A 26,884-nucleotide genomic window follows, 5' to 3' on the forward strand; every position below is an offset into this window, starting at 1 on the left:
CGGAAGTAGGCCTCGCCTATATCCGTCTCACCAACAGAAGGAGAGACTTCCATGACATCTGACCAAACAAGCACGGGCCAAGCCAGGGCGGCGATCGTGACCGGCGCCTCCAAGGGCATCGGCGCGGCGATCGCGCGGCGGCTCGCCCGCGACGGTATCGCCGTCGTCGTCAATTATGCGCGAGGACAGGCGGAGGCCGAGGCGCTGGTGCGCGCCATCGAAGCCGATGGCGGCAAGGCGATCGCCGTGCAGGCCGACATCGCCGATCCGGCCGGCATCGCCAGCCTTTTCGATGCCGGCGAGAAGGCGTTCGGCGGCATCGACATCCTTATCAACAATGCCGGCATCATGAAGCTTTCGCCGATCGCGCAGGCCGATGACGCCTTCTTCGACACCCAGGTCGCGATCAATCTCGGCGGCGTGTTCCGTGGCATGCGCGAAGGCGCAAAACGCCTTCGCGATGGCGGCCGCATCGTCAGTTTCTCGAGCAGCGTCGTCGGCCTCTACCAGCCGGGTTACGGCGTCTATGCCGCCACCAAAGCGGCCGTCGAGGCGATGACGCACGTCCTGGCTAAGGAGCTTGGCGCGCGCGCCATCACCGTCAACGCGGTGGCGCCCGGGCCGGTCGAGACGGCTTTGTTCACGGACGGCAAGAGCGCGGCGCAGATCGAGGCCACCGCCAAAATGATCCCGCTCGGCAGGCTCGGCCAGCCCGACGACATTGCCGGCGTGGTCTCGTTCCTGGCCGGGCCGGACAGCGGCTGGATCAACGGACAAATCATCCGCGCCAATGGCGGCGTGATCTGAGGCGGCGGGCAGCTGCTGCCTGCCGACCTGCTCCATCCCAAACCCGAAACCAACCTCCAGAAACAAGGAAAAGATCATGCCATTCGCCAATATCAAGATGCCGCAGGCGGCGCTCTCCAAGGCGCAGAAGGAAGACCTCATCCATCGGACCACAGCCATGTTCGTCGATTTTTTCGGCGAGGGCGTGCGGCCCTACACGATGGTGCTGGTGGAGGAAGTCGCTGACGGCGGCTATGGCCGCGCCGACGAGGTTTTCATCGTGCCGGAAGCTTTTCGCGCCAAGGAATAGGTTCCGAACGCGATACCCGTCATATGACGACTGGTGGCCGCGCACACCAACGTCCGCCCTGTTCGTGGGGGTATGGTGGCGGGGGCCGGGTGGGCAGCTCTTGGCTGTCCACCTGTCTCGCTTCGTTCAGGGCGGCGTCTCGAAACTGGCCCGCCGAATGGTGGCGTTTGTCACGCCGGCAGGTTCATCTGTTTTCGAAGGCTTTTGTCGAAAGCATTCGCGGGAACGAACCGTCGCAGCAGGTACAGTCGGCGCGCCTGCTTGCTGGCGGGATAGCGCAGCTTCGGCGATGTCGCGGTGGCCGCGGTGACGACCGCCTGGCCGACGATCTCGGGAGCATCGCCGGCTTCGATCGCACTGTTCCAGACCGCGGTCGCCGTTGCCCGCGCCTGATCATAGACACTCATCATCCTGTCCGGCTTCGTCGCATTGTGATCGAGAGCGGTGCGGGTGAAGGCCGGTTCGACCAGCAGGACGCGAACACCGAAGGGACGGACCTCATGATCCAGCGATTCGGAATAGCCCTCGACGGCATGTTTTGTGGATGTGTAGAGCGCGCTGAACGGGCTGGGGACAAAGCCGACGACCGAGCTGATGTTGACGATCCGGCCGCTACCCTGGCGCCGCATGATCGGCAGTACCTCGTTTATGACGCGGATGAGACCGAAGACGTTGACGTCGAAAAGGGCCTTTGCCTGTTCGACCGACGATTCTTCCGCGCCCGCGATCAGTGCATTGCCGGCATTGTTGACGAGCAGGTCTATGCGCCCGGCCTGGCTTACGACCTCCGACACCATGCGTGCGACGGAGTCCGCATCGGTCACGTCGCAGCTCAGCATGGTGATCCCGGCCGGCGACCCGGTTGTGGCTTTCCGGCTCGTGCCGAAGACGCGGTAGCCGGCCGACAGAAGGGCCTTGGCCGTTGCAAGTCCGATACCGCCGGCTGCCCCGGTGATGACGGCGACGCCGCGATTTTTGGTGTTCATTTCAATATCCTTCGAGATGCATGGTCATGGCGCTTGTGCTGACGGACCTGTCAGCCGCGCACGCTCAGGTGAAGCATGGGGTGATGTTCGTAATGGCCGGCGCCATTCCTCACGATGGGGTCTTGCGAGGTTATCGCCTGGATGTCCTGGTCCTCGGCGATCCGGTAGAGCGACAGGCCATAGCCGCCGCCTGGATCCATCACCGGACCATGGGCGACGATCAGTCCGCGATCGAGCAATTCGTCCAGAAATGCGCCATGCTGCTTCATCCATTCCCGCTCGTCGCCGGTCATGGTCGCGAGAAAGTCGGTGCGGGGCGGGATGTACTTGCACAGATAGAACTTCATTTGGGGACTCCAGCGGCGCGATGTCCGGCCGTCACCTTCACTTTTCGGTGGAACGGCCTGGCGGGATCAGATACTATCAAATCAGTAGTAAGTCACTATCAAAATGGTATCGACGTGAAGAATCTTTCCAACCAGCCCTGTTTGATCGCCCGCAGCCTCGGCTCGGTGGGCGACACGTGGAGCATGCTGATCATGCGCGACGCCCATGCGGGGCTCAGCCGTTTCGACGAATTTCGCAAGAACCTCGGCATCGCCCCGACGATGCTGACCAGCCGGCTGGCAACCCTGACGGAGGAAGGGCTGCTGGAGAAACGGCGATATTCAGAGCGGCCGCCACGCGATGAATATGTGCTGACCCAGGCGGGTCAGGATTTGCTTCCCGTGCTGTTTTCGCTCGCCGCATGGGGGGCAAGGCACCGGGGCGGTGGCAATTTCACCCGGTTCTTCGACGCCGAGACAGGAACCGAAATCGACCCGGTCAGCATCGATCGCGGGACCGGAGCGCCGATCGGCAGCCGTCCCATCCAGATCGTGATGCCCAAGCTGCCTGACGAGCCGTCGGACTGACTGGTTGCGTAGCCTCCGCTCCGAACGGACGGCGATATCTCGCCGGTAAGAGAGGGAAGGTGAGCGTTCGGATCAGCCGCTCTTCTTCGCGCCGACCCAGTCGACCGCGATCTCGGCGAACAGCCAGTCGCGGAAGGCCCTGATCTTCTTCTCGCGCAGCGCTCCTTCGGGATAGACGACGTAGTAGCTGGCCGCTGATTTCAACGCGAGGTCGAAGGGCCGTACCAGCCGGCCTGCCGCGAGGTCGGCCGAAACCAGCGCGCTGCGGCCGAGCAACACGCCTTCGCCATGCACCGCGGCCTCGACGGCGAAGGTGGCGGAATCGAAGCGCACGCCGCGCTTGGGGTCGATGCCTTCGACGCCTGCCTGTTCAAGCCATGTCGCCCAGTCGATGCGGAAGGCGTCGTGGATCAGCTTGTGATGCCTCAAATCCCCGGGCTGCCGCAGCGGATGGTCGCCTTCCAGGAGTTCGGGACTGCAGACGGGGAAGACCTCTTCATCGGCGAGGAATTCCGCCGTAACCCCGGTATAGCCGCCACGGCCGTAGCGGATGGATATGTCGATGCCGTCGCTGACGAAATCGGCCAGCACGCCCGAGGTCGCCAGCCGCACGTCGATGTCGGGATTGGCGCGATGAAAGCGATGCAGCCTCGGCACCAGCCAGCGCCCGGCGAAACCATCCGACGTGCTGACGTTGAGGATGCGGGTCGAGCGGTCGGGCGTGGCGGCGATGGTGGCGGCGGCGATCTTGTCGAGCGCCTTGCCGACCTCCGCCGCATAGGCCGCGCCGACAGCGGTGAGGCGCACGGAGCGCGTGCCGCGATCGAAGAGCTGGATGCCCAGCCTGTCCTCGATGTTGCGAATGGCGCGGCTGACCGCGCCATGGGTGAGGTTGAGCTCTTCGGCGGCCTTGGAGAAACTCAAATGTCTCGCGGCCGCGTCGAAGGCGGGCAAAGCAGTGAGGGGCGGCAATCTGCGCGGCATGGTTCGACCTGTGAGCGTTGCTCACAAATCCTGCACAAAGAGTCGTTTGTCGTCCAGCCGCGAATGACCCAATATTCAGGCGTCCCAAGCATCCATACCGGACTTCCGGTTCATCGATGCGCTGAATTGACCAGACAAGTGTGAGCAACCGTCATGCTCGCCCCGCCCGGGCGACATCGGCAGGCTTGCGCCCAGTGAAACACAGGAGACGGATTATGACCTTGACCCTTCGACCCATCGGGGCCGCGATGAGCGGCCTTGCCACGCGAGGCGCGGCAGCGTTCGAGCGCCGCCGCACGCTGCGCCAGATCTCCCGGCTTTCCGATCGCCGTTTGCATGACATCGGCCTCGAACGCGACTGGGACGGTTCCATTCTCGGCAATGGGAGGGCGATATGACCAGCACCCTGATCATCGGCGCGACCGGGCTTCTCGGCAGCGAGATGGCGAAGGCCAGCGCGCGCAATGGCGACAGCCTCCATGTCCTCGTCCGGCCCGCCACATCGGCCAATGAAGCGCGGATGCACCCGCTGAAGGAGCTCGGCGCCACGGTGCATGTCGGCGATCTCGATGACTATGACAGCCTTGTGCGCGCTGTCGGCAAGGTCGATCGCGTCATCAGTTCGGTGCATGTCGGGTCGGCCAGCGAGATGACGCTGGTGCGCGCCGTCAGGGATGCCGGCGTCTCCCGCTATGTGCCGTCCGCCGGTTTCGGCCTCGACTTTGCCGCCGCCGCACCCGGCTCGATCGAACCGCTCGACATCAAGCGGGCCGTCTTCGACGCGGTCAGGGAGGCCGACCTGCCCTATACGGTGATCTACACCAACGGCTTCTTCTCGACCTGGGTGGCGACACTGGGCGACCTCACGCGCTTCGGCTCGTCGCCGCTGCCGCCCGACGAGGTGACGCTCTATGGCGACGGCAATGTGCCGGCGACGTTTGTCAGCGAGAAGGATATCGCGGCGGTCACCTTGCGTGCGCTGGAGGATCCCGACGCCGTTCGCAGCGAAATCCGCATCGCTCAGAACAAGATCACACAGAGTGCGATGATCGAGCTGTGGCGCCGGGTGAGCGGCCGCTCGCCGCACATCAAGCAGATGAGCGCCGAGGAGCTTGAGGCGCTGATCGCGGCGGTTCCCGGCCTTGGATTGCTGCGCGCGTTCTGGATCCGAGGCGAGACCGCGCTGGAGACGGCCACGCCTGAAGCCGGGACGCTCTACCCGGAGCTGAGGTTTGAGACCATTGAAAGCGCTTTTGCGGCGATGGCGGGCTAAGGGGGCGGAGGTTGTGAAGGCAAAGGTGGCGCCGTAGAGCGCGGCGGACATGGTTGGCGTTGCGACAGTGGTTGACCCGACAGCCCATCCGGCCGATAGGTCCGCCCGAACAGCCCGAGACGCCCAATGCCCAACCTCAAAGATGCAACCCGCGCCGCCGACACCGCCTGGCAGGACGACGTCCGCGCCGGCGTACGCCATGTGCGCGACCTCTCCTCCTTGCCGCTCTCGCCGGCCGAGCGCGAAGCCGTGCAAGCCGCCGCCGCGCTCCACAAGGTGCGCGCGCCAAAGAGCTATCTCGACCTGATCGACTGGAACGATCCCGCCGATCCGATCCGGGCGCAGGTGATCCCGTCGCCTGGGGAATTGGACGAGACGGAGGGCGAGCTTGGCGACCCGATCGCCGACCATGAATTCAGTCCGGTGCCCAGGCTGACGCATCGCCATGCCGACCGGGTGCTTTTATTCCCGACCTATCAATGCGCGGTCTATTGCCGGTTCTGCTTCCGCAAGGAATCGCTGACCTCGATCGGGCGGGGCTATACGCGCGAGGCGCTGGAGCCGGCGCTGGCCTATATCGCCGGCCACCCCGAAATCCGCGAGGTGATCCTGACCGGCGGCGATCCGCTGTCGCTGCTCGATGCGGCGCTTGCCGAAATCCGTGCCCGCATCGAGACCATCCCCCATGTGCGGCTCTTGCGCATCCACACGCGTGTGCCGGTGGCGTTGCCTTCGCGCATCACGCCAGGGCTCGTGGCGGCACTGCAGGGCCGGCTGATGGTGACGGTGGTCACCCACTTCAACCACGCGCGCGAGATCACATCCGCGACTGAGGCGGCTTGCCGCACCTTGCGGCAGGCGGGCTTCGTGCTGCTTAACCAGAGCGTTCTGCTCAAGGGCGTCAACGATACGGTCGAGGTGCTGGAAGAGCTCTGCCGCGAGCTGATGTACCGGCTGGGGATAAAACCCTATTACCTGCACCATGGCGACCTGGCGCGCGGCATGGCGCACCGCCGCACCACGATCGCCGACGGCCATGCGCTGGTGGAAGCGCTGCGGTCCCGCCTGTCGGGTATCTGCAATCCGGTCTATGTCATCGACCTGCCGGATGGGGGAGGCAAGGTGCCGCTCGGACCTTGCCATGTCGAGGGGCAACACGGGCAGAGCTGGCGGATACGCGGGCTGGATGGGGAGGTGAGGACCTATCGGGAGGTGGTTAGCGAATAGGCCGATGTCTATTCTGCAATAAACGCCAGCACGACCACGCGCGGGGTGATGCAGTATGCGATGCTGACCTTGCGGCCCATCCTCGTTGTCGCGTGGCCGGTTTCGAGGTCCACGGCGATGTCCTCATAGCCCAGCACTTCGCGATCCAGCGGATAGGCAGCCTTGTAGACCGCTTCCTTGGCGGCGAAGAGGATGCGGCCGGCGAGCTGCCGGTCGGCTGCACCCATCCGGTCGGCGGGAATGGCTACGAGCGAGAAAATGTCGTTTGGCAGGGGCAGCGCCGGCTCGACATCGATGCCGAGCGAGCCTATGCCGGCAACGGGCGCGACCGCCGCCACCGCCACGTCGTCATCATGCGCCAGCGAGCCCGTTATCCCCTCCGGCCATGCGGGTGCACCTGATGGCGTGCGCAAGAGGGCGAAACCGTCGAAGCCGACGTCCGCCAGCAGCCGGTGCGCGATCCAGCGCGCCGCGCCGCTGGCCCGCCGCATGGCCGGCTGGCGGGCGGGGATCGAGCCTGCCTCCGCCGGCAACAGATGGGCTTCGTCGCCGTCGCGGATGATCCGGCAGCCGGTGCGGAACCCGGCCGGGGCCATGGCGGCCATGGCGCGCGCCAGGGCAATTTCCTCGGACGGATCGGCTGATGGCGTCATCGGTCGCCGGCCGGGAGGACGAGATCGGCGATCATTTCGCCGTCCTTATCGAGCCCCTCCTCGACGAAACCGGCGCTGCGATAGAGCCGCCGTGCCGCCTCGTTCTCCGGTTCGTAGCATATCGACACGTGCCTGATGTGGCCGAGCCCGCGGATTTCCTCCAGCACCGCCCGCAGCGCGGCCTTGCCGTAGCCCCGGCCCTGCCAGGCGCGGTCGATCATGAAGCGGTAGATGCGCGCCTCGTCGTCGTCCCGCGGCGCCTCGTACATCAGGAATCCGACAAGCCGGCCCCCGGCCGTCACCGCGCGCGGCCGCGCGTCCCGATCGGATATGGCTTCGCGCAGGGAATCCGCATTGCTGGCGACGAAATCCATCTGCTCCGGCGCCAGCTGCAACGTGGTGACCAAAGCGCGATTGGCCCTGGTCACGGGAGCGATACGGATGTCCACTGTGCCAGGCGCGCCGCCCTTCAAGACGCAGATGCCCTGGAGTCCTCGTTGATCGGCTCGACGAACCGGTGCAGCTTGGCCGGGTTGCCGCGCCAGATGGAGTTTGGCTCCAGCTCTTCGCCCTTCATCACGAAGGAATCGGCATCGACCATCGATCCCTTGCCCATCACAACGCCGTAATGGACAAAGGCGGACGGCCCGAGCGTGCAGCCATCGCCGATGCGGATGAAATCGGACTTGAACGCGCCTTCCTCCAGCGAATGGGCCTGGATGACGCAGCCCTCGTTGAGCGTGACATCGTCGCCAATCTCCACCAGCGAACGCTCGGTCAGGTTGGCGCCGCCGTCATAGACGCGCTTGCCCACCTTGACGCCCAGCATGCGCAGGATCATCGGCCGGAAGGGCGTGCCGGCGAACAGGCGCACGATAGGCGAATCCGCCAACTTCCAGTGGCGCTCATGGCGCCAGAAGGTGACGTCGTAGATCGTCGTTATCCGCGGCTTCAGCTTGCGGAAACCAAGGCTTGCCCGCTCGACGAAGATGTAGAACGGAATGGTGATCGCCGAGGTCAGAAGCACCGCCGCGAAGAGGGCGATTTCCGCCCATTCGGTATAATAGTTCAGCGCCCGGTCCCAGATCGCCAGCGTGGCGAACAGCATGACCCATTGCGTGGCCATGAACAGGAGGATCGTCACCAGATTGTGACGGTTCTTGAGCGGGATGCGCTGGCGCCGGTCCGCCTCGTCGATGCCGGCGATGAGTTCCTTGTCGCGGTTCACCATGCGCGGGATTTCAAAGGGCGGCGAGCCCAGAAGGCCGACATTCTCGCGCAACGGCCCGTCAATCGGGACCATCACCTTGGTGCCGAGCAGGACGTTGTCGCCCGTGCGTCCATCTGGCGGATAGTAGATATTGTTGCCGAGATAGTTGCGCTCGCCGATCCGCGTCGGCTCGAGCCGGAACGCGGAGGCGGACTTGTGCATGTTGATCATGAAAAGCCCGTCCGATACCATGGTCTCGGTGCCGATCTCGCACAGCAGCGGGTTTTCATGCTGCTGGTTGGAGCCGAAATTAGAGCCGGTCTGCACCACCTTGTTGAGGTTCCAGCCGATGGCGCTCATGTAGTGGACGATGGCCGAGCTGTCGCCGAACAGCAGCCCGAGCACGCGTGAGTTGCTCGAGAACTCGGCGACCGCCTGCAGCCAGTAGCGGAAGCCGTAAAGCGTGTAGGTGCGGCCGGGTTTCAGGATCAGGCTGAACAGGCGCGGCACCACCGTGGCGGCGAGGAAGGCCGAGGCGATGTAGCCGAAAAGCGTGACCGTGGTGCCGATCGCCACGATGCCGATCGTCTCCTGATAGTCGTCGCCGATATTCTCCCAATAGCTGTGGAACAAAAGCGGCAGCGGGGTGACGATGGCAAACAGCCCTATCAGCTGCACGGCCTCGTAGAGGAAGCGCCGGATGCGGGGAGGGTTGACGTTGCGCACCTTGCAATAGTCCGCCGTGGTCGGCACCGCCGGCGATCCATGCCAGTGTTCGCCGTCCGGGATGCTTTGCCCGCGCTGCAGCGAGGACGAATGGCCGAGCTGCCCGCCATCGCCGATCGCGGTGTCGATGTCGAGCGTGCAGCCGACGCCGACGAAGGCGTCGCGGCCGATGGTCAGCGGCCCGGTGTGAATATAGCCGGCCTGGGCACGATAGCCGAGGATCAGCGATTCCTTGCGCAGGATCGTACGGTCGCCGATCGAAATCAGGTCCGTGCACACGGGCACGGCGCGGGATTCGATGACCACGTTCTTGCCGATCCTGGTTCCCAGAAGCTGCAGGTACAGGCTGTAGAGCGGGCTTCCGCGGAACAGCACGACAGGTGCCGTGCGGATCAACGTCTTGACCACCCAGAAGCGATAGTAGCGCAGGCCCCAGATCGGGAACGCTTCCGCCTTCCAGCGGCCGACCAGCACCCATTTGGCGGCAACGGCGAAGCCCGACATGCCGAAGAACACGCCGGCCGAGAGCACCACGCACCTGACATATAGCTGCAGCGGGTCGTCGAGCGTGTCGTAGACCCAGTTGAGGCCGTCATTGACCGCCCACAGCGCCACGAAGCTGTAAAGCGCGTAAAACAGCAACTGCGCCGCGCCGCAGGTCCAGTAGACGAGGTTGGACGCTTGGCGGGTGAGAACAGGCTCGTTGGTGGCCGTCGTCATCTCTTCCGCCACGCTCAGGTGCTTGGCCAGGCGCGCCACGGTTGGATAGAGATAGATGTCGCGCATGGACGTCGTCGCCCATTCCTTGCGGGTGCGCACGCGGGCACAGAAATGCGCCATGAGCAGCGAGTTGGCGCCGAGATCGTCGAAGAAATTGTCCTCGACGGACACGTCGTCGAATCTCAGCACGGCGCATAGCGCGTCGGCCAGGAAACGCTCGTCGTCGTTGCCGGGCGGCACCATGGCGCGGTCGGCCGAAAGCCGGACGGTCGTCGGTTTGGGAAGCTGGCGAAGATCGACCTTGTTGGAGACCGTCATCGGGATCGCCGGCAGTTCCTCGAGATAGGAGGGCACCATGTAGTCCGGCAGCCGCCGCTTCATCGTCTGGGCGATGTCGGCGCGCGAGAGCGCCGGCTGGCCGGCCTTGGGCGCGTAATAGGCAACGAGCTCGACGCGGCCGGGCTCGATCTCCCAGGTGGTGACGGCGGCCTGCGCGATTTCAGGCTGGTCCAGCAGCACGGCCTCGATCTCGCCGAGTTCAATGCGATAGCCGCGGATCTTCACCTGGGTGTCGATGCGCCCGGCATACTCGATCTCGCCGGCGTCGTTGATCCGGCCAAGGTCGCCGGTGCGGTAGATGCGCTTGGACGGGTTGTTCGGCAGGCCGAGGAAATCGGCGATGAACTTCTGTTCGGTCAGGTCTAGCCTGTTGAGATAGCCGACCGCCAGCCCGATGCCGGCAATGCCGATCTCGCCCAGTTCACCAGGCTCGGCAAGTTGCGGCAGCGAAGGGTCGAGAATGACGATGGAATAGGTGGGCAGCGGCGCGCCGATCGTCACCGGCCGGTCCGGCGTCAGCGCACCCATGGTTGCCGTGACGGTCGCCTCGGTCGGGCCATAGGTATTGAGGATCTGCCGGCCGGGCTTCGACCAGCGCACCACCAGATTGTGGGGGCAGGCCTCGCCGCCCACCAGCAAAGTGCGCAGGCTGGGCACGTCCGATGTCATGGACGACAGAAGCGTCGGGCTGCAGGCCATGCAGGTGATGTCGTGATGGCGCAGGAAATCGGCGAGCTCTTCGCCTACCAGAGGCATCTGGCCCGGTGCGGGCACGACGGTCGCGCCGGCGACGAACGGCACCCAGATCTCCTCGGAGGAAAAGTCGAAGGCGATGGTCATGCCCTGGTAGACGCGATCGCCCGGCCGGTAGCCGTAAGACGCGGCGGCGACGCGGATAAAGTTGACAAAACTCTGGTGGCGGATGGCCACGCCTTTGGGCCTGCCGGTCGTGCCCGACGTATAGAGGATGTAGCAGATGTCTTCGATCGCAGTGGCGGCCGGCGCCTTGTGCGGCTTCAGCGGCGCGTCGGACTGGGCTGATATCTCGGCGGCGGCGCTGTCGATCAACAGATGCGGAACCGGCAGCTGGTCGGCCCGCGATGCATAGGTGGCGATGGTGACGATCAGGCTGACGCTGGCGTCTTCGATGATGAGCGCCATGCGCTCTTCAGGAAAGGCGGTCGCCAGCGGCACGAAGGCGGCGCCCGCCTTGACCACGGCGAGCAGGGCCACATAGGTTTCCGCGGACCGGTCGAGAATGAGGCCGACCCGGTCGCCCGGCCGCACGCCGCGCTTGACCAGCAGGCGGGCGAACTGGTTGGCGCGCCTGTCCAGCTCCTGATAGGTCCAGCCGCGGCCCTCGGAAATCACCGCCGGCAGCGTGGCGAATGTTTCGGCGAGTTGCTCGAAGACCTTGTCGAGCCGCTCGCCCGGCTGACCTGCCCGGGAAAAATCGGCACCCACCAGGACCTGGCTGTGTGCGATGGAGGCAAGTCCTGCAAGTGCATCGGCGCTGTGGGGGCTGGTCTCGGGCTCTCCGCCCGATCTTGCCGCTTCCCTGTCCAGTTCGGCGATTTCGATACCGTGGTCCATTTCCAAACTTTCTCGTCCTGGCGAAGCTTTCACAGGCACATATCGATCATGCCGCCGCTCGAGCAGGCATTATCGGCTGCGCCGCCGCTGCAATTTGGTCGTTGTTGATGGAGCTGGAATGACCGAACCTTCCAAAATGGAAGATTCCGGAATCCCGGCCGGCGATCGCTGACCGCCGGGTCCTCTTTGGCCGGGCGGTTATCACAGAACCAGCCGCTCCGTCTTCACATGTTCGGGAGCATCGGCTCGGGGCGGAGGCGTGCGCATCCTGGGCGCTGCCGTCGACGAGCGACATGCCGGGCAGGGCACCCATCCATCCGTTCGAACCTCGTTGCATCGCCCGTACCCAAACCCCGTATGCCTGTGCGGCGGCCAGATTTCTCGCCGTTGAGAAATGCTTATGCCATCCGATCTTTTCGCCAGTTTTTCCGAACTGTTGAAACTTATTTCTGGATTGTGTCTGGGTGCGCCCTTCCGCATGGCCGCTGCCGCCGGTTTCGGCCGTTCCAAAAAATCTCACCGCCCCGGGAATAAAGCGGAGCCCTTCCGAGTCTTCTCTGCAAGCGGGGCAATCTTGCGGCCGCGACCCCTGGAAAACGAAACAAGGATTTACCGAAATGACCAAGCTCGCCCTCAGCGTGGCTGCGATGTTGCTCGCCTCGAGTTCTGCCTTTGCCGGCAGCGACCATTTCGGCACGAGCGCCCTCACACCGGCCGCCGTGACGGTCGACAACACCTACACCGCCTCTACCACCAAGCCGGACATGGTCCGCCACGGCGTGCAGGCGACGATGAAATCTGATGCGGAGGAACCCGGCCAAGGCATCTGGGGCCGCTGAGTTCATGGTCGGCGCCGGATCCCGACGGTGCCGCTCCGATCCGCGGTCAGCGACGGAGGGCCGGCGGTCCTCCGTCATTCCTTCGAAAAAGTAGCCACAACTCAACAGAGGAGATCACCATGTTCAGCATGACACGCCGCACAGTGCTTCAATCCGCCGCCGCCGCTGCCGCTTTCGGCCTTGCCGGCAAGCTGGAATTCACCCGGCCCGCCTTCGCACAGACGCCGGTGGAGCCCACCGTCGGCTTCTACAAATACACGGTCGGCGACATCGAGGTCACTGCCATCTATGACGGCATCTGGAAGAAGCCGCATGACCCGGCCTTCATCAGGGATGTCTCGGTCGACGACACCAAGGCGGCACTCGCCAAGGCCGGGCTGACCACCGACTTCATGCCCATTCCGCTCACCGTCGCCGTGCTCAAGATGGGCGGCAGGCTGATCATGATGGATGCGGGCTCGGGCGTCGGCCAATGGCAGGCCAACGCCACGCATCTGCCGGCCAACATGGCCGCCGCCGGCCTCGACTACAAGGCGATCGACACTATCATGATCTCGCATTTCCATCCCGACCATGTCTGGGGCCTGATGGAGAAGGGCACCAACACGCCGGTGTTCCCCAATGCCGAGCTGATCGTCAACGCCACCGAATACGACTGGTGGACCGATCCCAGCCGTCTGGCCAAGCTGCCGGAGGGTCGCAAGCCGGCGGGCAAGCGCATCGCCGAGAACTTCCCGAAATGGAAGAACTGGAAGCTGGTCGAGGACGGCGCCGAGGTCGTGCCCGGCATCCAGATCATTGCCGCACCCGGCCACACGCCGGGTCATTCGGTGTACCTCGCCAACTCCGGCAAGGAGCAGCTGATGATCTCGGCCGACACCATGTATGTGCCGGCGCTGCTGGCGCCGCACCCGGAATGGCAGGGCGCCTACGACCAGGACGGGCCGACGGCGATCGCCACGCGCCACAAGATCATCGACCGGGTGATCGCGGACAACATCCGCATTTCCGGCTCGCACTTTCCGTTCCCGGGCACCGGCGTCTTCGTCAAGGACGGCAGCGCCTATGGCTTCACTCCCGTGCAGATTTGAGCGCCAGCACTCAACCAAGCGAGACAGACAATGAAACGATCCCTTTTGGGCAGAAACGCCCTGTTCGGCCTGCTCGGCGCCATTGCCGTGCTGACCGTCGTTCCCGTCGCCACAATCGTGCCTGCCTTTGCGGTGGACGACATCGAGGGCGCCGACGCGCCCGACCTCACCGCCGTCAAGGCCAAGCTCGACGCCAAGGACTATAAGGGCGCGCTGGCCGATCTGCGCGACCTCGCGCAGGACAATCAGCAGGCCGACGTCTATAATTTGCTCGGCTTCACACTGCGCAAGACCGGCGACTTCGACACCGCGCTGACCTACTACAACAAGGCGCTGGAGCTGAAGCCCGACCACAAGGCGGCCCGCGAATATCTGGGCGAGCTCTATGTCGAGACCGGCGACATGGCCAAGGCCAATCAGCAACTGGCCTCGCTGCAGAAACTCTGCCCGGCCGGCTGCGAGGAGCTTTCCGACCTGCAAAAGGCCATCGACAGCAAGGTGACGAAGTAAGTTCCCCTCACCCGGATTGCCAACCGAATTGCGAAGGGCAATTCGGGGCAATCCGACCTCTCCCCGAGGGGAGGGGAGGGGGCCGGCACAAGCGCAAGCCTCTTCTCCCCGGCGGGGAGAAGGTGGCCGCGCAGCGGCCGGATGAGGGGGCCCTGGCGCCAACCTCAACGCGAAATGAACCAAAGTTCGGGCGCTTGTGGCTGGCGCCCATTGCCGGAGCCGGCGCCTCTCCCTCGAACCGGCTCCGGCCCTTTCGAACATAACATTCGGCAGGCGCCATCCCCGCGCGGCGCCTGTGCCCAAAATATCGGAGCCCGACCATGACCCTGAACGAACGCGCCGCGAAGCTGCACGCCACCAGACAATACCTGAGGGACGCGGCCCTGATCGCCGGTCGCCTGCTGCTTTCTCTCATCTTCCTGCATGAGGGCGTCACGCTGGCCACCCATTTCGAAGGCGCCGCCAAGGCGATGGCGGCGCTCGGTGTCAGCCTGCCGCTGTTCATCGCCACCGTGGCCCTGCAACTGGGGGCAGGGCTTTCCGTCGCAACAGGCCTGCTGACGCGGCTGGGCGCCATCGGTCTCGGCCTGTTTTGCCTGGCGACGGCAACCCTGTTCCACACCGACTTCGCCAGCCGGAACGAACTGCTGCATTTCGAAAAGGATCTGGCCATCGCGGGCGGCATGTTCGTGCTTGCCGCGGTCGGCGCCGGCAGGTTCTCGCTGGACTGGTTGTTGGCCGGCTACCTGCAGCAGCGGCGGCGCGACAAGGACATGGTGGCGGCGCTGCTGGCGGTGGAGAACCAGTTTTCCCTGGGGCTGCCGGTTTGAGGGGAGCTGAGCCCGCGCGCCTCATCCGGACACGCTCGCGACACGCACTTTGCTGGAACCAGCCTTGATGCTCCGCATTCTATAAGCAGGGGCTGAAGGAGCGTGACGTGAAAGCGATCGTGGCACTGGTCAGCGGCTTCGTTTTGACGCTGGCGGTTTTCGGCAGCGGGCTCGCCTTTGCCGCTTGGCTGCTTGCCGCCAAGCCTGCGCATGAGGCAAGGCCGACTGTCAGCGTGGCGGAGCTCTGGACCAGGAACGCGCGGCCGGTGAACAAGGCGGCGCAGAACCTTGAACGCTTGCCGGCCGACCAGCCCGCCCCGCCCGACATCGCCGCCAAGGAGCCGGCACCCGATCCGGCCGCGACCGGCTCGATCGAGCCCGCCGCAAGCGACGCGGTCCTGCCGGCGTCCCATCTCCAGTGGTGCGCCAGCCGCTACCGCTCCTACCATCCCGACGACAACAGCTACATGTCTTATAGCGGGCGGCTGCGCCCCTGCGTATCGCCCTATCTCGACGCCGGCGCCGACCAGGGGGCAAAGCCTTCAGCCGAAGTCAGCTATGCCGAGACGGGCGACGCCGCTTCGGTCGCCACGGCGGGGCTTTCCGCCGACCATGTCGATTCCTGCTTCAGCCGCTATCGCTCCTACCGGCCCGAGGACAACAGCTATCAGCCCTATTCCGGCGGACCCAGGCGCCAGTGCGAATAGCCGCCGGATGCGGGGCGGGCGCGCTGAAAGGTAGCGCCTTGTGATCCCAGAGATTACGCAGATTTTTTGGATCGTTCGGATCGGCGCGGCGTTCATGCCTCACATGAGTGGAGGAATGGATATGAGCGACGACCGCGACGACAAGATCAGGAATCGCGCCTACGAGATCTGGCAGCGCGAAGGCGGCGCGCATGGCGACCATGACCGTCACTGGCGCCAGGCCGAGATGGAGATCGATAGGGAAGCCGCCCTGCCGCTGACGGCGGACGACGCGCTGCCGCAGACCGGCGAGATCGCCAGCTCCGACGTGCTGACGGTAGAGGAACTGGCCATCCGCGCCGGCATATCGGGCGACGAGGCGCAGGCGCTGCTCGACCGCCTGGGCACCGACCGCGCCGCGATCGAGCAGGCCGCGCGCAACCTCAAGGCCAAGCGCAGGCGCTGAACGCGAGGCATTTCGAGACAATGCGTTGGCGCGGCTTGATGAGAAGATGATTCATCGAGCCGGCCCTCAAAATCCGCGCGCCCGCTACTTCCGTCATCCGCGGCAATGTCGGAACCCTTGGCCACCTCGGAGGTTCACCCTGTCCCAACCCCCAGAGGAGATGCACTCATGGACCACGCAAACCACGTAAGGCTCCGCCCCGCCGAACTGACCCCCGACACGCTTGAAGGCGCGACGATCTACGGCCCCAACGACGAAAAGATCGGCTCCGTCGACCACATGCATGGCAGCGGCCAGGTCGTGATCGACGTCGGCGGCTTCCTCGGTATCGGCGCCAAACCGGTCGCCGTCGCCGCCAACGAACTCGATTTCATGCGCGACGAGGACGGCGACGTCCACGCCGTGACCAGCTGGACCAAGGACCAGCTGAAAGCCATGCCCGAACACCGTGACTGACAAGGGAAGGGCTCGGCGATCGCCGGGCCCTTCGCCAAGGGAGAGACCGATGATCAGGAAGCTGAAGGACGGAAAATACCGGCTTTATTCAAGGAAGAAGGACGAGAAGACGGGGAAGCGGCGGAATTTGGGGACGTTCGATACGAGGGAGGCGGCGGAGAAGCATGAGCGGGAGGTGCAGTATTTCAAGCGGGGGTGAGATGGCGAATCTGCCCTAGGCCCTGCCACCACAGCTCAGGCCAACTGTTCGGCAATGCCTTCTTGATTCACTACAACAAGAATTTATCAAGCGACTGAAATACACCCGCGCTTTTCCAGAGAGCTCGGTTCCCAATGACATACACGACCTCCTTAGCCCGCGTGACGGCGACGTTCAGCAGATTGGGTCGTCCGCCTGCCCACCCTCGCGCGCCACGCTGCTCGGCATTGGGTGCTCCAAGGATGAAGAAAATTGCCTCAGCTTCTCGCCCTTGGACCGTGTGGACTGTTCCGACGCGCTCGTACACCCAGGTGAAGGGATTCTCGACCCATCCGTCAAGCAAACCGCTGGAGCGCAACATTTCACGCATGCGATCCTGTACCACCACAAACGGGGTCACAATGTAAAAGTCAGGTGCGATTTCTTGTTGGCGGAGTTGCCTGAGCATATCCAGCAATACCTCGCCCTCCCGCTGGCACCATTTCTCCTGTCCGCGCCCTTCCACATCGATCCACTGCGAAGGACCTAGAATGTCCCGGATAGGCGAGATCTTGGAGGTCTTCGCTTGGACCATCAGATTCTCATAGGCAATTGCATTCGATATACTGAACATAGGCTCTTCGCACCGCCGATGTACCAGAAGGGGCACCCCAACTTCCCGCGTGCCAGATTTGGTTTCCAGGCAAACGGTCAGTATGGTTGCCTCCACGCTGTCAGAAACCTCGGGTCCAACTCTCTCTCCACCCTCCCCGTTAACCATTCGTTAACCATTAACCCCCTAGCGTTTACCTCTCAGTAAGGATTCGCTGGCCGTGACCTTTGCCGCCCCCGTCGAAACAAAATCCATCCGTTTTCGCGCCCGTTCGTTCGTGGCCTTTTCGCTCACGCCGGAGGCGCCGATTTCCGCTTGGCTGGAGGGGCTGGATCATTGGATCGGCAATTCGCCGGGGTATTTTGCCGGGCGCCCCGTGGTGCTCGATTTGAACGTGCTGAAGCCCGAGGTCGCCGATATCGCGCTGCTGGTTGCTTCGCTCGGTGCGCGCGGTATCCGGGTCTATGCGATCGAGCTCGAAGGCGCTTCGCTCGGGCTTGACCTGCCGCCGCTTTTGACCGGCGCCAAGGAGGCGACTTCGGACGGTCTGCTTTCCGGCCGCAAGGGCAAGGCGGAGGCGTTGGAAGAAGCCGGCAAGCTGGAGACGGTGTTTTCGGATCACGGCAAGGACGCCGGCAAGCCCGAAGACGGCAAGCCTGTCGAAATCAAGGCCGAGGCCGGCAAGGGCAAGGCTGCCAAGGCGGCGGAAGCCGGCGTGGTGGAGGCGGTCCAGGCCGGCACGCTGATGGTCAAGTCGCCGATCCGCTCGGGCCAGTCGATCTTCCATCCGCATGGCGATGTCATCGTGCTCGGCTCGGTCGCGTCCGGTTCGGAGATCATCGCGGCGGGCTCGATCCATGTCTATGGCACGCTGCGTGGCCGCGCCATCGCCGGCTCGCAGGGCAATCGGTCAGCGCGCATCTTCTGCCGCAGGAACGAGGCGGAACTGATCTCGGTCGACGGCTGGTACACCACGGCCGAAGAGATGGAAGGCGTCTCGCGCGGCAAGGCCGTGCAGGCCTTCCTCGAAGGCGACATGCTCGCCGTCGTGCCCTTGAACTAGGGCGGCGCGATGCTGACGCCGGGTTTCACGGTTCCGGTCGGGACATGCGCCGCGCGCGCAAGCTTCAGACCGGTTTGGGATGGCATGATGGCAGGCTCTGACCGTGCGGCGCACGGCATAACAAACGACAACAGGCAACGGAGGCTTTTTCCATGGGCAAGGTAGTGGTCGTCACATCGGGCAAGGGGGGCGTCGGCAAGACCACCTCGACGGCCGCGCTGGGTGCCGCGGTCGCCAAGACCGGCAAGAAGGTGGCGCTGGTCGATTTCGACGTCGGCCTGCGCAATCTCGACCTGATCATGGGTGCCGAGCGGCGCGTGGTGTTCGACCTCGTCAATGTCATCCAGGGGCAAGCCAAGCTGTCGCAGGCGCTGATCCGCGACAAGCGCGTCGACACGCTGTTCCTGCTGCCGGCCTCGCAGACGCGCGACAAGGATGCGCTGACGGAGCAGGGTGTCGGCGAAGTGATCGACAAGCTGCGATCGGTCTTCGACTATGTCTTCTGCGACAGCCCGGCCGGTATCGAGCGCGGCGCGCAGCTCGCCATGCGCTTCGCCGACGAGGCGGTCATCGTCACCAATCCGGAAGTGTCGTCGGTGCGCGACTCCGACCGCATCATCGGCCTGCTCGACGCCCGCACCATGCGCGCCGAACAGGGCGAGCAGATCGCCAAGCACGTGCTGGTCACGCGCTATGACGCGGCGCGGGCCGCGCGCGGCGAAATGCTCTCGATCGACGACGTGCTGGAAATCCTGTCGGTACCGCTGCTCGGCATCATCCCGGAAAGCCAGGATGTGCTGCGCGCCTCCAATCTCGGTTCGCCGGTGACGCTGTCGGAACCGCTCAACAACGCCGCCAAAGCCTATCTCGAAGCGGCAAGGCGGCTGGAAGGCGAAGATTTGCCGGTGGTGGTGCCCTTCGAACGCAAGGGTTTTCTCGACCGTCTGCTCGGAAGGAGGGCCGCATGAGCATCCTCGACCTCTTCAAGCGGCGCACCAGCGCGCCGGTGGCGCGCGAGCGGCTGCAGGTGCTGCTCGCCTATGAGCGCCGCAGCCGTGGCCAGCCCGATCTCGTCTCCATCCTGCGCGAGGAGATCATGGCTGTGATCGCCAGGCATGTGCAGATCGACCAGGATTATCTCCAGGTCTCGATGGATCGCGGCGAGACCATGTCGACGCTGGAAATCGACATCCAGATCCCCAACAAGAGCGCCGTGCCGCTGGCCATGGCGGGGTAAAAACGCCTCGCCTTTTCCTCGCCCCGCTCCAGAGGGGCGAGGGACCCGGATTTTGCCGGGCCGGCACCGCCGGTATCCGTCCAGATCAGTTCAGCGAAAATCTCGACCTGAAGCCCGCGGCGTTGTTGCGATTGGGATAGTCCTGATCCGGTATCGCAACGCCGAGATGGGTGCACAGCGGTTCCCAGCCATCGCCAAGAGCGTGGACCAGCAGCCGCTCCGGTGGCACCCCAGCGTACACCGCACGGACATTGGCCTCGTAGCAGGCAATGGCATGCGCTCGATCGCCAGGCCGGCCGCCGAACACCTGCCTGGCGATCAGGACAAGGCCCAGCGATTCCTGATCCACGCTTTGCTCAAGTCCCGCCGCGATCGTTTTTTCAAAACTCTCCCACCAGCTTTCGGCCGAACGGTAGGTCAGGATCACCCTGGCATTCGGATAGAATTCGATCAGTTCGCGCCAGTAGTACGCCGAGGGCCAGTCCAGACAGGAGACATAGCCCGAGAGCAGCTGGTTCCAGTCCGGCGTGGCACCTTGGGCCAGCGCGCGCCACATCCGTTTCTGCTCCTCGTTGCCGTTCACTTCATGCATGTGATGACAGGGGCCGAAGCCGAGAATGGCCAGCGCCTCGCGCATCGAATCCGTGCCCGTTCGGCCGAAGCCGGTTCCGATCACCTTGATCGACATCTCCACGCCCTCCCGTTCGACCTGCAAGCCGTTTGCCGGCAGCATATCGGGCTGCACACCACGTTCACACCGTCGCGAACGCCACGGTCTGCGCCGGAGGCTCGGCACTGGCTGCTCGCGGCATCCAAATCGCCAATGTCGGAAATTTACATTTTCCAAGGGGGGCTTCCCCTGCGGAATAAGCGGATGTAAGGATGCATATTAGCAGTTTGTTAAATATCCGGTTTTGGTTGCGTACAGAGGGAGTTCCGTATGAACTTCAAGAGCCTGATCAAGCGTGCTGAAGACGTAGATAATGCCCTCCAGGAGTTGCAGGACGATCTTGCGGACGCCCTGGATGCCAGCCTCGACAGCGAATTCGAGTCACCGCCAAAGGGCGACGGTGTCCCCGATGCCGGGTCAGGCGCCGATGCCTCGCCACCACAAGCCGATGCCGACTATGCGGATGCCGCGGACAATCCGGATGACGCGGGCAATGCCGAAACTGCCGAAACCGCGCCACGACTGACCCCCCATGCCCAGACCCGGCTGGCGGCGTTGAATGCCTTCGAAGGGATGTTCCACGACGCCAGGGATTATCTGGATGAGATCAACGGCAAACTGTCGGAGATCTCGACCTCGCACCATCTGACGCGCGAATTCCTCAACATCCTCCACACCGACATTCTTCGCGCCAACGAGCTGGAGCTCGCGAATGCCGGGCTGGTCGCGGAGCAAAGGACGCTGTCGGACAAGCTGCACGACACGGCGGCAAAGCTGCGCGAGCGTGACGGCGCGTGCGAATTGCTGCAGCAGCGCGAGACAAGCCTGGTCCAGGACCGGGAGACGCTTCGCGCAACGCTTGCGGCGGTAAGGCTCGAGCTCACGGAGACGGCCAATGCCAGCGCCAAACGCGACGCGGAATTCGGCGACATCGCCAACCGGCTGACGGCCAGGACGGTCGAAGCCAACAGGCGCCTGCGCGAGAGCAAGATGCTGCGGGAAAAACATGTCAGCCTGTCAGCCGAGCTCGACAAGGTGCTGAAGCGGGAGACCCAGGCGCGCCACAGGCTGGACGAGCTTTCGACAATCCACGCCAGCGAAGCGGCGCGGCTTGCAGAACTGATGGCGGCGCTCGGCAAGAGCGAGAAAGAGGAGATCCGGCTGCAGAAGGCGCTCGAGGCGACACAGGCCAAGCTGGCGGAAAAGACCGAGTCGGCCAGCATGATGCAAGGCGACTGGGAAGCCGAACGGGCTCGCGCCCAGACGGAAATGCGCGGATTGCGTTCCGAGATACGAGATCTGGAATCGCGGCTGGAGCGGGCCTCCAACGAGAACAGTGCGGCCGCCGCCGAGATGGCCAGGCTCAAGACCGAGCTGGACGACGCAGTGGCCGAAAAGAAGATCGCCGATGAAAGACTGTCCGCGCTCACGGATGAGAACGAAGCCGACAAGCTGAGCCTTTCCAGGGCGAACGCCACTCTTTCGCAGCTCACGCTGCAGCAGGCGTCGGAGGACATACAACGGGATGTCCAGCGGCAGGAATGCGAGGATCTGCGGGCCGAAATCGCGTCGCTCAATGCCCGGATCAAGGAATTGCTGCCCTACGAACGGCTCCACAAGGCCACCAACGGCAGACCGCGCGAGGGCGAGGTGGTAGAGATCGCCGCCGTGGTGGCCGAGAAAGCCCGTGCAACGGGCAGGCGGCCCATCCGCAGGAACCTGCGTGCCACGTCGTAGCTCGGCTCCGCAGGTCTCGTTGCCCAGCGCTTTGCGCTTAGCGTGCGCTGTTCAATGTCGGGCGGTCGAAAGCGGCGGCCGTCGAGGTCGCCAGGCGCATCGCGACCAGTATTTCATCACCTACCGGTCTTCGGTATTGACCGCTGCGTGAGACCAGGCTGGTGCCGGCCTGCTCATTGTGCCAGTGGCAATGCCGCTTTGGCGATAGCTCGCGCAATACTTCGCTGATATTGATAGCAGAAATTCCTGGATGAGCAGATGACATCGAATTCGGATAAGGCGGAGACGGTCGAGCAGTTGCTCGAAACGCCGGACCTTGCCAGCGCGCTGGAAAGCGAACAATTCAAGAAGTTCCTCGACCAGGTGCCAATTGCAATCGCCGTTTCGGATGTCAGCGGGCAGGAACGTGTCGTCTATGCCAATCCGGAGTTCGAGAAACTGTCCGGTCTGAAGGCGGCCAAGCTCGCCCAGAAGCATTGGGCGGCACTTTCCGGCATCGGCCTGCACCAGCAGAAGGATCGCGCGCTATCAAGTGCGGTGGTCGACGAAACCGATTTCGTCGGTACCTTCCGACTGGAGCGGGCCGAGGACAAGCCTGCAATCGTCGACGTCTATTCCAACATCATCGAGGATGACAATGGCAGAGCCTGCTTCCGGCTGGTGGCTCTGGTCGACGTCTCGGCCCATGGCGAGACCGAAGATGCGCGCTCGATCGAAGAGCGCGTTCGCGAGAAGGACACGCTGTTGCGGGAATTGCAGCATCGGGTGAAGAACAATCTGCAGATGATCACCGCCCTGATCCGCCTCGAAACGCGCAACGCGGCCGAGCCGGACCGCAACCGCTTCGAAAGACTGGCCGGCCGCGTCGACGCCCTGGCCATCCTTTATCAGACCCTGTCGGGCGAGGAGCACAAGGAGGAGGTCGATCTCGGCGTTTATCTCAGCCAGATCGCGTCCGCCGTAATGGCCTCGCATGCTGTCGAGGGCATTCGCCTCGACATGAAAGTGGACACCTATCCGGTCTCGGTAAACGTTGCCATGCCCACTGGCTTGGTGGTCAACGAACTGCTGACCAATGCGCTCAAGCATGCATTTCGCGGGCGCGACAGTGGGACGATCACCCTGCACAGCGTCGTAAACGGGGATGGCTGCCGCGTCGTCGTTGCCGATGATGGGATCGGGTTGCCGGACGGCGAAAGCTGGCCCAAGCGAGGCAAGCTCGGCGCGCTCATCGCACAGTCGCTGAGCGAGAACGCCAAGGCGGAGTTCCATGTAACCTCCAGCGCTGACGAAGGCACCCGGGTCACAATCGTGTTCAAGCGCTCTGCCGCCGCAGCCTAGACTGGATACTGAAATCGCGCTTCACCCACGCTGGACCGGCCAGCCTGCTGTGATCTATCCGCAGCAAGGTTGCGAGCCGGCGGAAGGCTCGCAACAGGCCTTGGCTTTCCGCTCTTCCTCCAGCCAACGGTCGCGCGGCTTGCAGCTTGCCGGCCGGGGCGAAAGCTCGACATGCACCGCGCCGTCGACGAGCCGGGGAAGGGCGGCCCGATAAAGCGCGATCGGGTGCGCACCGTCGCTGACCTCGAAGGTGAGCCGCGCGGAAGGGTCAAGGTCGACATGCTTCGTCACCTTGCGGATGATCGCGGAGAATTTCGCGGCCGGCATATGCGTGCGGTCCTCGTCGACGTCCCAGAGCTGGACGAAGATCTCGGCCCAGGCTTCCGGATTGGCGCCGCAGTCCAGCGCTGCGAACGTGCCCGCCTTCACCTCGGTGACGTGGTAGCCGGGCCGCACCGGCCGGCCATCGTAGAAAAACACCAGCTGCCTGTCCTTGTGGCCGGCCAAGAACCCCAGCAGGCCAGCGATGGTGATGTCCTCGGGATCACTGACGATGGAGAGTTCAAATTCCCGATTGTCAGAGGCGGGCATGTGCGGTAATCCTTGTTTCAACATTTCTAGGATTGTTGAAATATGGATGAACGTCAAGCCCTGTCCGCCTTCGCGGCGCTTTCGCAGGAGACGCGTCTGCGCATCCTGCGGCATCTGGTGATCGCGGGTCCTGATGGTATTGCCGCAGGCGCCATCGCCGAGAAGGTCGAGGTCTCGGCGTCGAATGTGAGCTTCCACCTGAAGGAACTCGAACGGGCTGGGCTGGTAAGCGTGCGCCGCGATTCCCGGTCCATGGTCTACAGCGCCGAATATGAAGCGCTGAGCGGGCTCATCCGCTTTTTGATGGAGGATTGCTGCTCCGGACGGCAGGAGATTTGCGCGCCGGCGCTGGCGCCGGGCTGCTGTGCGGCCGATGCGCAAGAGACGGCTCAATGACGGTCGAGCGCCAATTCGACCTGCCGCGCCGCCTGGTCGCGGAAAGCCTCGGCACGGCGCTGCTGGTGGCTACGATCGTCGGTTCAGGCATCATGGCGCAGTCGCTGACGACCGACGGCGCACTGGCACTTCTCTGCAACACGCTGCCAACCGGTGCGAGCCTGGTCGTGCTGATCACAATCCTCGGCCCAATATCCGGTGCCCATTTCAATCCGGCCGTGTCGCTCGCCCTCGCTCTGTCGCGCCGCCTGTCGGCCAGCGATTGCACCTTGTATATACTGGCCCAGCTTGCCGGCGGCATTGCCGGAACAATGATCGCGCATCTGATGTTCGGGCTGGCGCCGCTGGCGCTGTCGACGCATGGCCGCACCGGCGCCGCGCGGTGGCTTTCGGAAGGCGTCGCGACTTTCGGCCTGCTCGCCGTCATCCTCGCGGGCCTGCGCTTCGAACGCGCGGCCGTGCCGTGGCTGGTCGGCCTTTATATCACCGCTGCCTACTGGTTCACCGCCTCGACGTCCTTCGCCAATCCGGCGGTCGCGGTGGCAAGGGCGTTCACCGACACCTATTCCGGAATCAGCCCGGCAAGTCTTCCCGGCTTCATCACCGCCGAGTTCGCCGGCGCCGGCATTGCCTTGGCGCTGATGACTTGGCTGCTGCAGCCGCAATCCGAAATCCAACCTCTTGCCGTCAAGGCCACGCCATGACCGTCACCATCTACCACAATCCCGACTGCGGCACCTCGCGCAACACGCTTGCCATGATCAAAGCAAGCGGCGAGGAGCCGGTCGTCATCGAATATCTGCAACATCCGCCCAGCCGGGACCGCCTGCGCCAGCTTATCGCCGCCATGGGAATTCCGGTGCGCGCCTTGCTGCGCGAAAAGGGCACGCCCTATGCCGAGCTGGACCTGGCTGATCCCAAATGGACCGACGAGCAGCTGCTCGACGCCATGCTGGAGCATCCGATCCTGATCAACCGGCCGATCGTCGAGACGCCCAGGGGGACGCGACTGTGCCGGCCGTCCGAGCTTGTGCTCGACCTGCTTGACCATCCGGCGACCCATTTCACCAAGGAAGACGGCGAGGTGGTCACCGGTGACCGTGGCATCAGGTGATCGGGGCCTTTCCGAGCTCGATGCCTCGGAACGCGCGCCGACAGCCGCAATTGCCGCCCTTGGGGTCACCCAGATCATCGGCTACGGCACGCTCTATTACAGCTTCAGTATTCTTGCCGCCGACATGGCGAGGGATTTGGGATGGCCGACCGAATGGATTTTCGGCGCGCTTTCGGCCGCCTTGCTGGTTGGCGGCCTGACGGCGCCATGGCTCGGACGCTGGATCGACCATTTTGGCGCCGGAAAAATCATGACCGCCGGCTCGGTCCTTGCAGCGGCGGCACTGGCCGCCTGCGCCTGCGCTCCCACCGTTGGGGCCTTCGTGGCAGCGCTGATCGTCCTCGAAGTGGCATCGAACCTGGTGCAGTACGGCGCCGCCTTCGCGCTGCTGGTGCAGATAAGGCCGCATGCCGCGCAACGCAGCATCACCTATCTCACCCTCATTGCCGGCTTCGCATCGACCGTGTTCTGGCCGATCACGTCAGCCTTGCACGCGCACATGTCCTGGCAGAGCGTCTATCTTGTCTTCGCAGGGCTGAACCTGCTTGTCTGCCTGCCACTGCACGCTTGGCTCTCACACGGGCTGGCCAAGGGCAGGCGGGCGGCAAGCGCGCCGCCACGGCATATCAAGGGGTCGCTTCCCGCCTCGTCGCGGCCGCTCGGCCTTGCGCTGATGGTCATTGCCTTCTCGCTGCAGAACCTGATCGGCGCCGCCGTGCTGGTGCATATGGTGCCGCTGCTTTCCGGGCTTGGGCTCGGGGCGACCGCCGCCATCGTCGGAACGTTGTTTGGGCCGTCACAAGTGTTGAGCCGCTTCGTCAACATGGTCTTCGGCGGCAAGCTGTCGCCCCTGATGCTCGCCACTATCTCGGCCAGCCTGATGACAACCGGTGTGGTCGTGCTGGATAGCACCGCGCCTTCAATCGCCGGGGCGATGGCGTTCGCCGTCGTCTTCGGCATGGGCAACGGGCTTTTCAGCATCGTCACCGGCTCGTTGCCGCTTGGATTGTTCGGCAGCGAGGGCTACGGCCGGCTGCAGGGCCGGGTCATGTCGGCCCGGCTGATCGTCTCGGCCGTGGCGCCCTTTGCCCTGGCATTCGCCATCGTGCATATCGGCATTGCCTGGTCGCTCGGAGCGATGGCGCTTCTGGGCAGTGCCGCGCTGCTCGTCCTTGTGGCGATCACCAGACTGCCGAACGCGCGCAACGACCGGGTGTGATGTCCGACGGCGATGCCCGCCGGTTCATGCCATTTGACCGTGCCCTCATCGAGGCATCCGCGCTGTCTCACGACAGCAAGGCCGGTTCAGCCTATTGCGTTCCTGCCAGCAGGTTTGCGCCTGCCG

Annotated in this window: 32 protein-coding genes; 23 read left to right on the forward strand and 9 right to left on the reverse strand. The window is 64.2% G+C overall.

From position 1 onward, the window contains the following. The first annotated feature begins 51 nt into the window (after window positions 1–51). Together FJ492_RS18315 and FJ492_RS18320 are read left to right on the forward strand one after the other, a co-directional pair. Window positions 52–807: an SDR family oxidoreductase gene (locus FJ492_RS18315; protein WP_140771371.1), complete on the forward strand. Its 756-nt coding sequence runs from the start codon at window positions 52–54 to the stop codon at window positions 805–807. Between the two features lie 76 nt (window positions 808–883). Further along, window positions 884–1,096 (forward strand): 4-oxalocrotonate tautomerase family protein, encoded by a 213-nt coding sequence (locus FJ492_RS18320; protein ID WP_027144271.1) that lies wholly within the window; start codon window positions 884–886, stop codon window positions 1,094–1,096. 170 nt (window positions 1,097–1,266) lie between these two features. Here FJ492_RS18320 and FJ492_RS18325 read toward each other — a convergent pair whose 3' ends face one another. Continuing rightward, window positions 1,267–2,082 (reverse strand): oxidoreductase, encoded by an 816-nt coding sequence (locus FJ492_RS18325; RefSeq protein WP_140508641.1) that lies wholly within the window; start codon window positions 2,080–2,082, stop codon window positions 1,267–1,269. 50 nt (window positions 2,083–2,132) lie between these two features. Further along, window positions 2,133–2,429, reverse strand: a complete 297-nt coding sequence (locus FJ492_RS18330) for a YciI family protein (RefSeq protein WP_140751437.1) — start codon at window positions 2,427–2,429, stop codon at window positions 2,133–2,135. Between the two features lie 114 nt (window positions 2,430–2,543). On the opposite strand from FJ492_RS18330, the gene FJ492_RS18335 reads away from it, so the two are divergent. After that, window positions 2,544–2,996 (forward strand): helix-turn-helix domain-containing protein, encoded by a 453-nt coding sequence (locus FJ492_RS18335; RefSeq protein ID WP_140508645.1) that lies wholly within the window; start codon window positions 2,544–2,546, stop codon window positions 2,994–2,996. Window positions 2,997–3,068: 72 nt separating this feature from the next. Here the strand turns inward: FJ492_RS18335 and FJ492_RS18340 are convergent, their stop codons facing one another. Next, window positions 3,069–3,980: a transcriptional regulator GcvA gene (locus FJ492_RS18340; RefSeq protein WP_140751435.1), complete on the reverse strand. Its 912-nt coding sequence runs from the start codon at window positions 3,978–3,980 to the stop codon at window positions 3,069–3,071. 215 nt (window positions 3,981–4,195) lie between these two features. Here FJ492_RS18340 and FJ492_RS18345 point away from each other — a divergent pair, with 215 nt between their 5' ends. The 3 genes from FJ492_RS18345 to FJ492_RS18355 all read left to right on the forward strand — a co-directional run bounded on the left by FJ492_RS18345 (window position 4,196) and on the right by FJ492_RS18355 (window position 6,480). Next, window positions 4,196–4,378: a DUF1127 domain-containing protein gene (locus tag FJ492_RS18345; protein WP_140508649.1), complete on the forward strand. Its 183-nt coding sequence runs from the start codon at window positions 4,196–4,198 to the stop codon at window positions 4,376–4,378. Beyond that, on the forward strand, window positions 4,375–5,253 hold the full coding sequence (locus FJ492_RS18350; RefSeq protein ID WP_140508651.1) for an NmrA family NAD(P)-binding protein: 879 nt from the start codon (window positions 4,375–4,377) through the stop codon (window positions 5,251–5,253). Before FJ492_RS18345 ends, FJ492_RS18350 begins: the two co-directional genes overlap by 4 nt. A gap of 126 nt (window positions 5,254–5,379) precedes the next feature. Beyond that, window positions 5,380–6,480 carry a KamA family radical SAM protein gene (locus FJ492_RS18355; RefSeq protein ID WP_140771374.1) on the forward strand — a complete coding sequence of 367 codons (1,101 nt, stop codon included), beginning with the start codon at window positions 5,380–5,382 and terminating at the stop codon, window positions 6,478–6,480. Between the two features lie 8 nt (window positions 6,481–6,488). Here the strand turns inward: FJ492_RS18355 and FJ492_RS18360 are convergent, their stop codons facing one another. Genes FJ492_RS18360 through FJ492_RS18370 form a run of 3 tightly spaced genes read right to left on the reverse strand, consistent with a single transcriptional unit; the run spans window position 6,489 to window position 11,721 of the window. Continuing rightward, complete coding sequence (locus FJ492_RS18360; RefSeq protein WP_140771376.1) at window positions 6,489–7,133, reverse strand: 4'-phosphopantetheinyl transferase superfamily protein; 645 nt, start codon at window positions 7,131–7,133, stop codon at window positions 6,489–6,491. Further along, window positions 7,130–7,606, reverse strand: a complete 477-nt coding sequence (locus FJ492_RS18365) for a GNAT family N-acetyltransferase (protein WP_140713858.1) — start codon at window positions 7,604–7,606, stop codon at window positions 7,130–7,132. The genes FJ492_RS18360 and FJ492_RS18365 overlap by 4 nt, the downstream gene beginning before the upstream one ends. Beyond that, window positions 7,603–11,721: a Pls/PosA family non-ribosomal peptide synthetase gene (locus tag FJ492_RS18370; RefSeq protein ID WP_181166679.1), complete on the reverse strand. Its 4,119-nt coding sequence runs from the start codon at window positions 11,719–11,721 to the stop codon at window positions 7,603–7,605. The genes FJ492_RS18365 and FJ492_RS18370 overlap by 4 nt, the downstream gene beginning before the upstream one ends. 617 nt (window positions 11,722–12,338) lie before the next feature. Here FJ492_RS18370 and FJ492_RS18375 point away from each other — a divergent pair. The 8 genes from FJ492_RS18375 (at window position 12,339) to FJ492_RS18410 (ending at window position 16,798) form a co-directional block, all read left to right on the forward strand. Continuing rightward, complete coding sequence (locus FJ492_RS18375) at window positions 12,339–12,560, forward strand: DUF680 domain-containing protein (protein WP_140771380.1); 222 nt, start codon at window positions 12,339–12,341, stop codon at window positions 12,558–12,560. Between the two features lie 119 nt (window positions 12,561–12,679). Continuing rightward, complete coding sequence (locus FJ492_RS18380; RefSeq protein WP_140771382.1) at window positions 12,680–13,651, forward strand: MBL fold metallo-hydrolase; 972 nt, start codon at window positions 12,680–12,682, stop codon at window positions 13,649–13,651. A 30-nt stretch (window positions 13,652–13,681) separates the two neighbouring features. Further along, window positions 13,682–14,161, forward strand: coding sequence for a tetratricopeptide repeat protein (locus FJ492_RS18385; RefSeq protein ID WP_140771384.1), 480 nt, complete (start codon window positions 13,682–13,684; stop codon window positions 14,159–14,161). 320 nt (window positions 14,162–14,481) lie between these two features. Next, on the forward strand, window positions 14,482–14,991 hold the full coding sequence (locus FJ492_RS18390) for a DoxX family protein (RefSeq protein WP_140771386.1): 510 nt from the start codon (window positions 14,482–14,484) through the stop codon (window positions 14,989–14,991). 107 nt (window positions 14,992–15,098) lie between these two features. Next, on the forward strand, window positions 15,099–15,698 hold the full coding sequence (locus FJ492_RS18395) for a BA14K family protein (protein ID WP_140771388.1): 600 nt from the start codon (window positions 15,099–15,101) through the stop codon (window positions 15,696–15,698). A 121-nt stretch (window positions 15,699–15,819) separates the two neighbouring features. Further along, window positions 15,820–16,143, forward strand: a complete 324-nt coding sequence (locus tag FJ492_RS18400) for a DUF2934 domain-containing protein (RefSeq protein ID WP_140508670.1) — start codon at window positions 15,820–15,822, stop codon at window positions 16,141–16,143. A 168-nt stretch (window positions 16,144–16,311) separates the two neighbouring features. Beyond that, window positions 16,312–16,599: a hypothetical protein gene (locus FJ492_RS18405; protein ID WP_027144288.1), complete on the forward strand. Its 288-nt coding sequence runs from the start codon at window positions 16,312–16,314 to the stop codon at window positions 16,597–16,599. Between the two features lie 49 nt (window positions 16,600–16,648). After that, window positions 16,649–16,798 (forward strand): hypothetical protein, encoded by a 150-nt coding sequence (locus FJ492_RS18410; RefSeq protein WP_140509404.1) that lies wholly within the window; start codon window positions 16,649–16,651, stop codon window positions 16,796–16,798. A gap of 70 nt (window positions 16,799–16,868) precedes the next feature. Here the strand turns inward: FJ492_RS18410 and FJ492_RS18415 are convergent, their stop codons facing one another. After that, window positions 16,869–17,558, reverse strand: coding sequence for a C-terminal helicase domain-containing protein (locus tag FJ492_RS18415; protein WP_140771390.1), 690 nt, complete (start codon window positions 17,556–17,558; stop codon window positions 16,869–16,871). 52 nt (window positions 17,559–17,610) lie between these two features. Here FJ492_RS18415 and minC point away from each other — a divergent pair, with 52 nt between their 5' ends. The 3 genes from minC (at window position 17,611) to minE (ending at window position 19,690) form a co-directional block, all read left to right on the forward strand. Then, window positions 17,611–18,453 (forward strand): septum site-determining protein MinC, encoded by an 843-nt coding sequence (gene minC / locus FJ492_RS18420; RefSeq protein ID WP_140509406.1) that lies wholly within the window; start codon window positions 17,611–17,613, stop codon window positions 18,451–18,453. Between the two features lie 152 nt (window positions 18,454–18,605). After that, window positions 18,606–19,421, forward strand: a complete 816-nt coding sequence (gene minD / locus FJ492_RS18425; protein ID WP_027144292.1) for a septum site-determining protein MinD — start codon at window positions 18,606–18,608, stop codon at window positions 19,419–19,421. Then, complete coding sequence (minE, locus tag FJ492_RS18430; protein ID WP_027144293.1) at window positions 19,418–19,690, forward strand: cell division topological specificity factor MinE; 273 nt, start codon at window positions 19,418–19,420, stop codon at window positions 19,688–19,690. Before minD ends, minE begins: the two co-directional genes overlap by 4 nt. A gap of 85 nt (window positions 19,691–19,775) precedes the next feature. On the opposite strand, the gene FJ492_RS18435 is transcribed toward minE, so the two are convergent. Further along, the gene (locus tag FJ492_RS18435; RefSeq protein WP_246676063.1) at window positions 19,776–20,423 is read right to left on the reverse strand and encodes a sulfotransferase family protein; all 648 of its coding nucleotides are present in this window, start codon (window positions 20,421–20,423) and stop codon (window positions 19,776–19,778) included. A 207-nt stretch (window positions 20,424–20,630) separates the two neighbouring features. Between FJ492_RS18435 and FJ492_RS18440 the strand changes: the two genes are divergently transcribed. Both FJ492_RS18440 and FJ492_RS18445 read left to right on the forward strand, forming a co-directional pair. Then, the gene (locus FJ492_RS18440; RefSeq protein WP_140771392.1) at window positions 20,631–22,097 is read left to right on the forward strand and encodes a hypothetical protein; all 1,467 of its coding nucleotides are present in this window, start codon (window positions 20,631–20,633) and stop codon (window positions 22,095–22,097) included. A 258-nt stretch (window positions 22,098–22,355) separates the two neighbouring features. Further along, complete coding sequence (locus tag FJ492_RS18445) at window positions 22,356–23,438, forward strand: histidine kinase dimerization/phosphoacceptor domain -containing protein (RefSeq protein ID WP_140771394.1); 1,083 nt, start codon at window positions 22,356–22,358, stop codon at window positions 23,436–23,438. Window positions 23,439–23,492: 54 nt separating this feature from the next. Here the strand turns inward: FJ492_RS18445 and FJ492_RS18450 are convergent, their stop codons facing one another. Further along, entirely contained in the window at window positions 23,493–24,029 is a 537-nt protein-coding gene (locus tag FJ492_RS18450) for a DUF6428 family protein (RefSeq protein WP_140771396.1), read from the reverse strand. A 42-nt stretch (window positions 24,030–24,071) separates the two neighbouring features. Here FJ492_RS18450 and FJ492_RS18455 point away from each other — a divergent pair, with 42 nt between their 5' ends. Genes FJ492_RS18455 through arsK form a run of 4 tightly spaced genes read left to right on the forward strand, consistent with a single transcriptional unit; the run spans window position 24,072 to window position 26,758 of the window. After that, window positions 24,072–24,425 carry a metalloregulator ArsR/SmtB family transcription factor gene (locus FJ492_RS18455; RefSeq protein ID WP_140509414.1) on the forward strand — a complete coding sequence of 118 codons (354 nt, stop codon included), beginning with the start codon at window positions 24,072–24,074 and terminating at the stop codon, window positions 24,423–24,425. Next, complete coding sequence (locus FJ492_RS18460) at window positions 24,422–25,129, forward strand: MIP/aquaporin family protein (RefSeq protein ID WP_140771398.1); 708 nt, start codon at window positions 24,422–24,424, stop codon at window positions 25,127–25,129. The genes FJ492_RS18455 and FJ492_RS18460 overlap by 4 nt, the downstream gene beginning before the upstream one ends. Further along, window positions 25,126–25,539 (forward strand): arsenate reductase (glutaredoxin), encoded by a 414-nt coding sequence (arsC, locus tag FJ492_RS18465; RefSeq protein WP_140713832.1) that lies wholly within the window; start codon window positions 25,126–25,128, stop codon window positions 25,537–25,539. Before FJ492_RS18460 ends, arsC begins: the two co-directional genes overlap by 4 nt. After that, window positions 25,520–26,758: an arsenite efflux MFS transporter ArsK gene (arsK, locus tag FJ492_RS18470; protein ID WP_246676064.1), complete on the forward strand. Its 1,239-nt coding sequence runs from the start codon at window positions 25,520–25,522 to the stop codon at window positions 26,756–26,758. Before arsC ends, arsK begins: the two co-directional genes overlap by 20 nt. Window positions 26,759–26,884: the final 126 nt, after the last annotated feature.

The organism is Mesorhizobium sp. B2-5-4, from assembly GCF_006441095.1.
Lineage (GTDB): Bacteria > Pseudomonadota > Alphaproteobacteria > Rhizobiales > Rhizobiaceae > Mesorhizobium > Mesorhizobium salmacidum.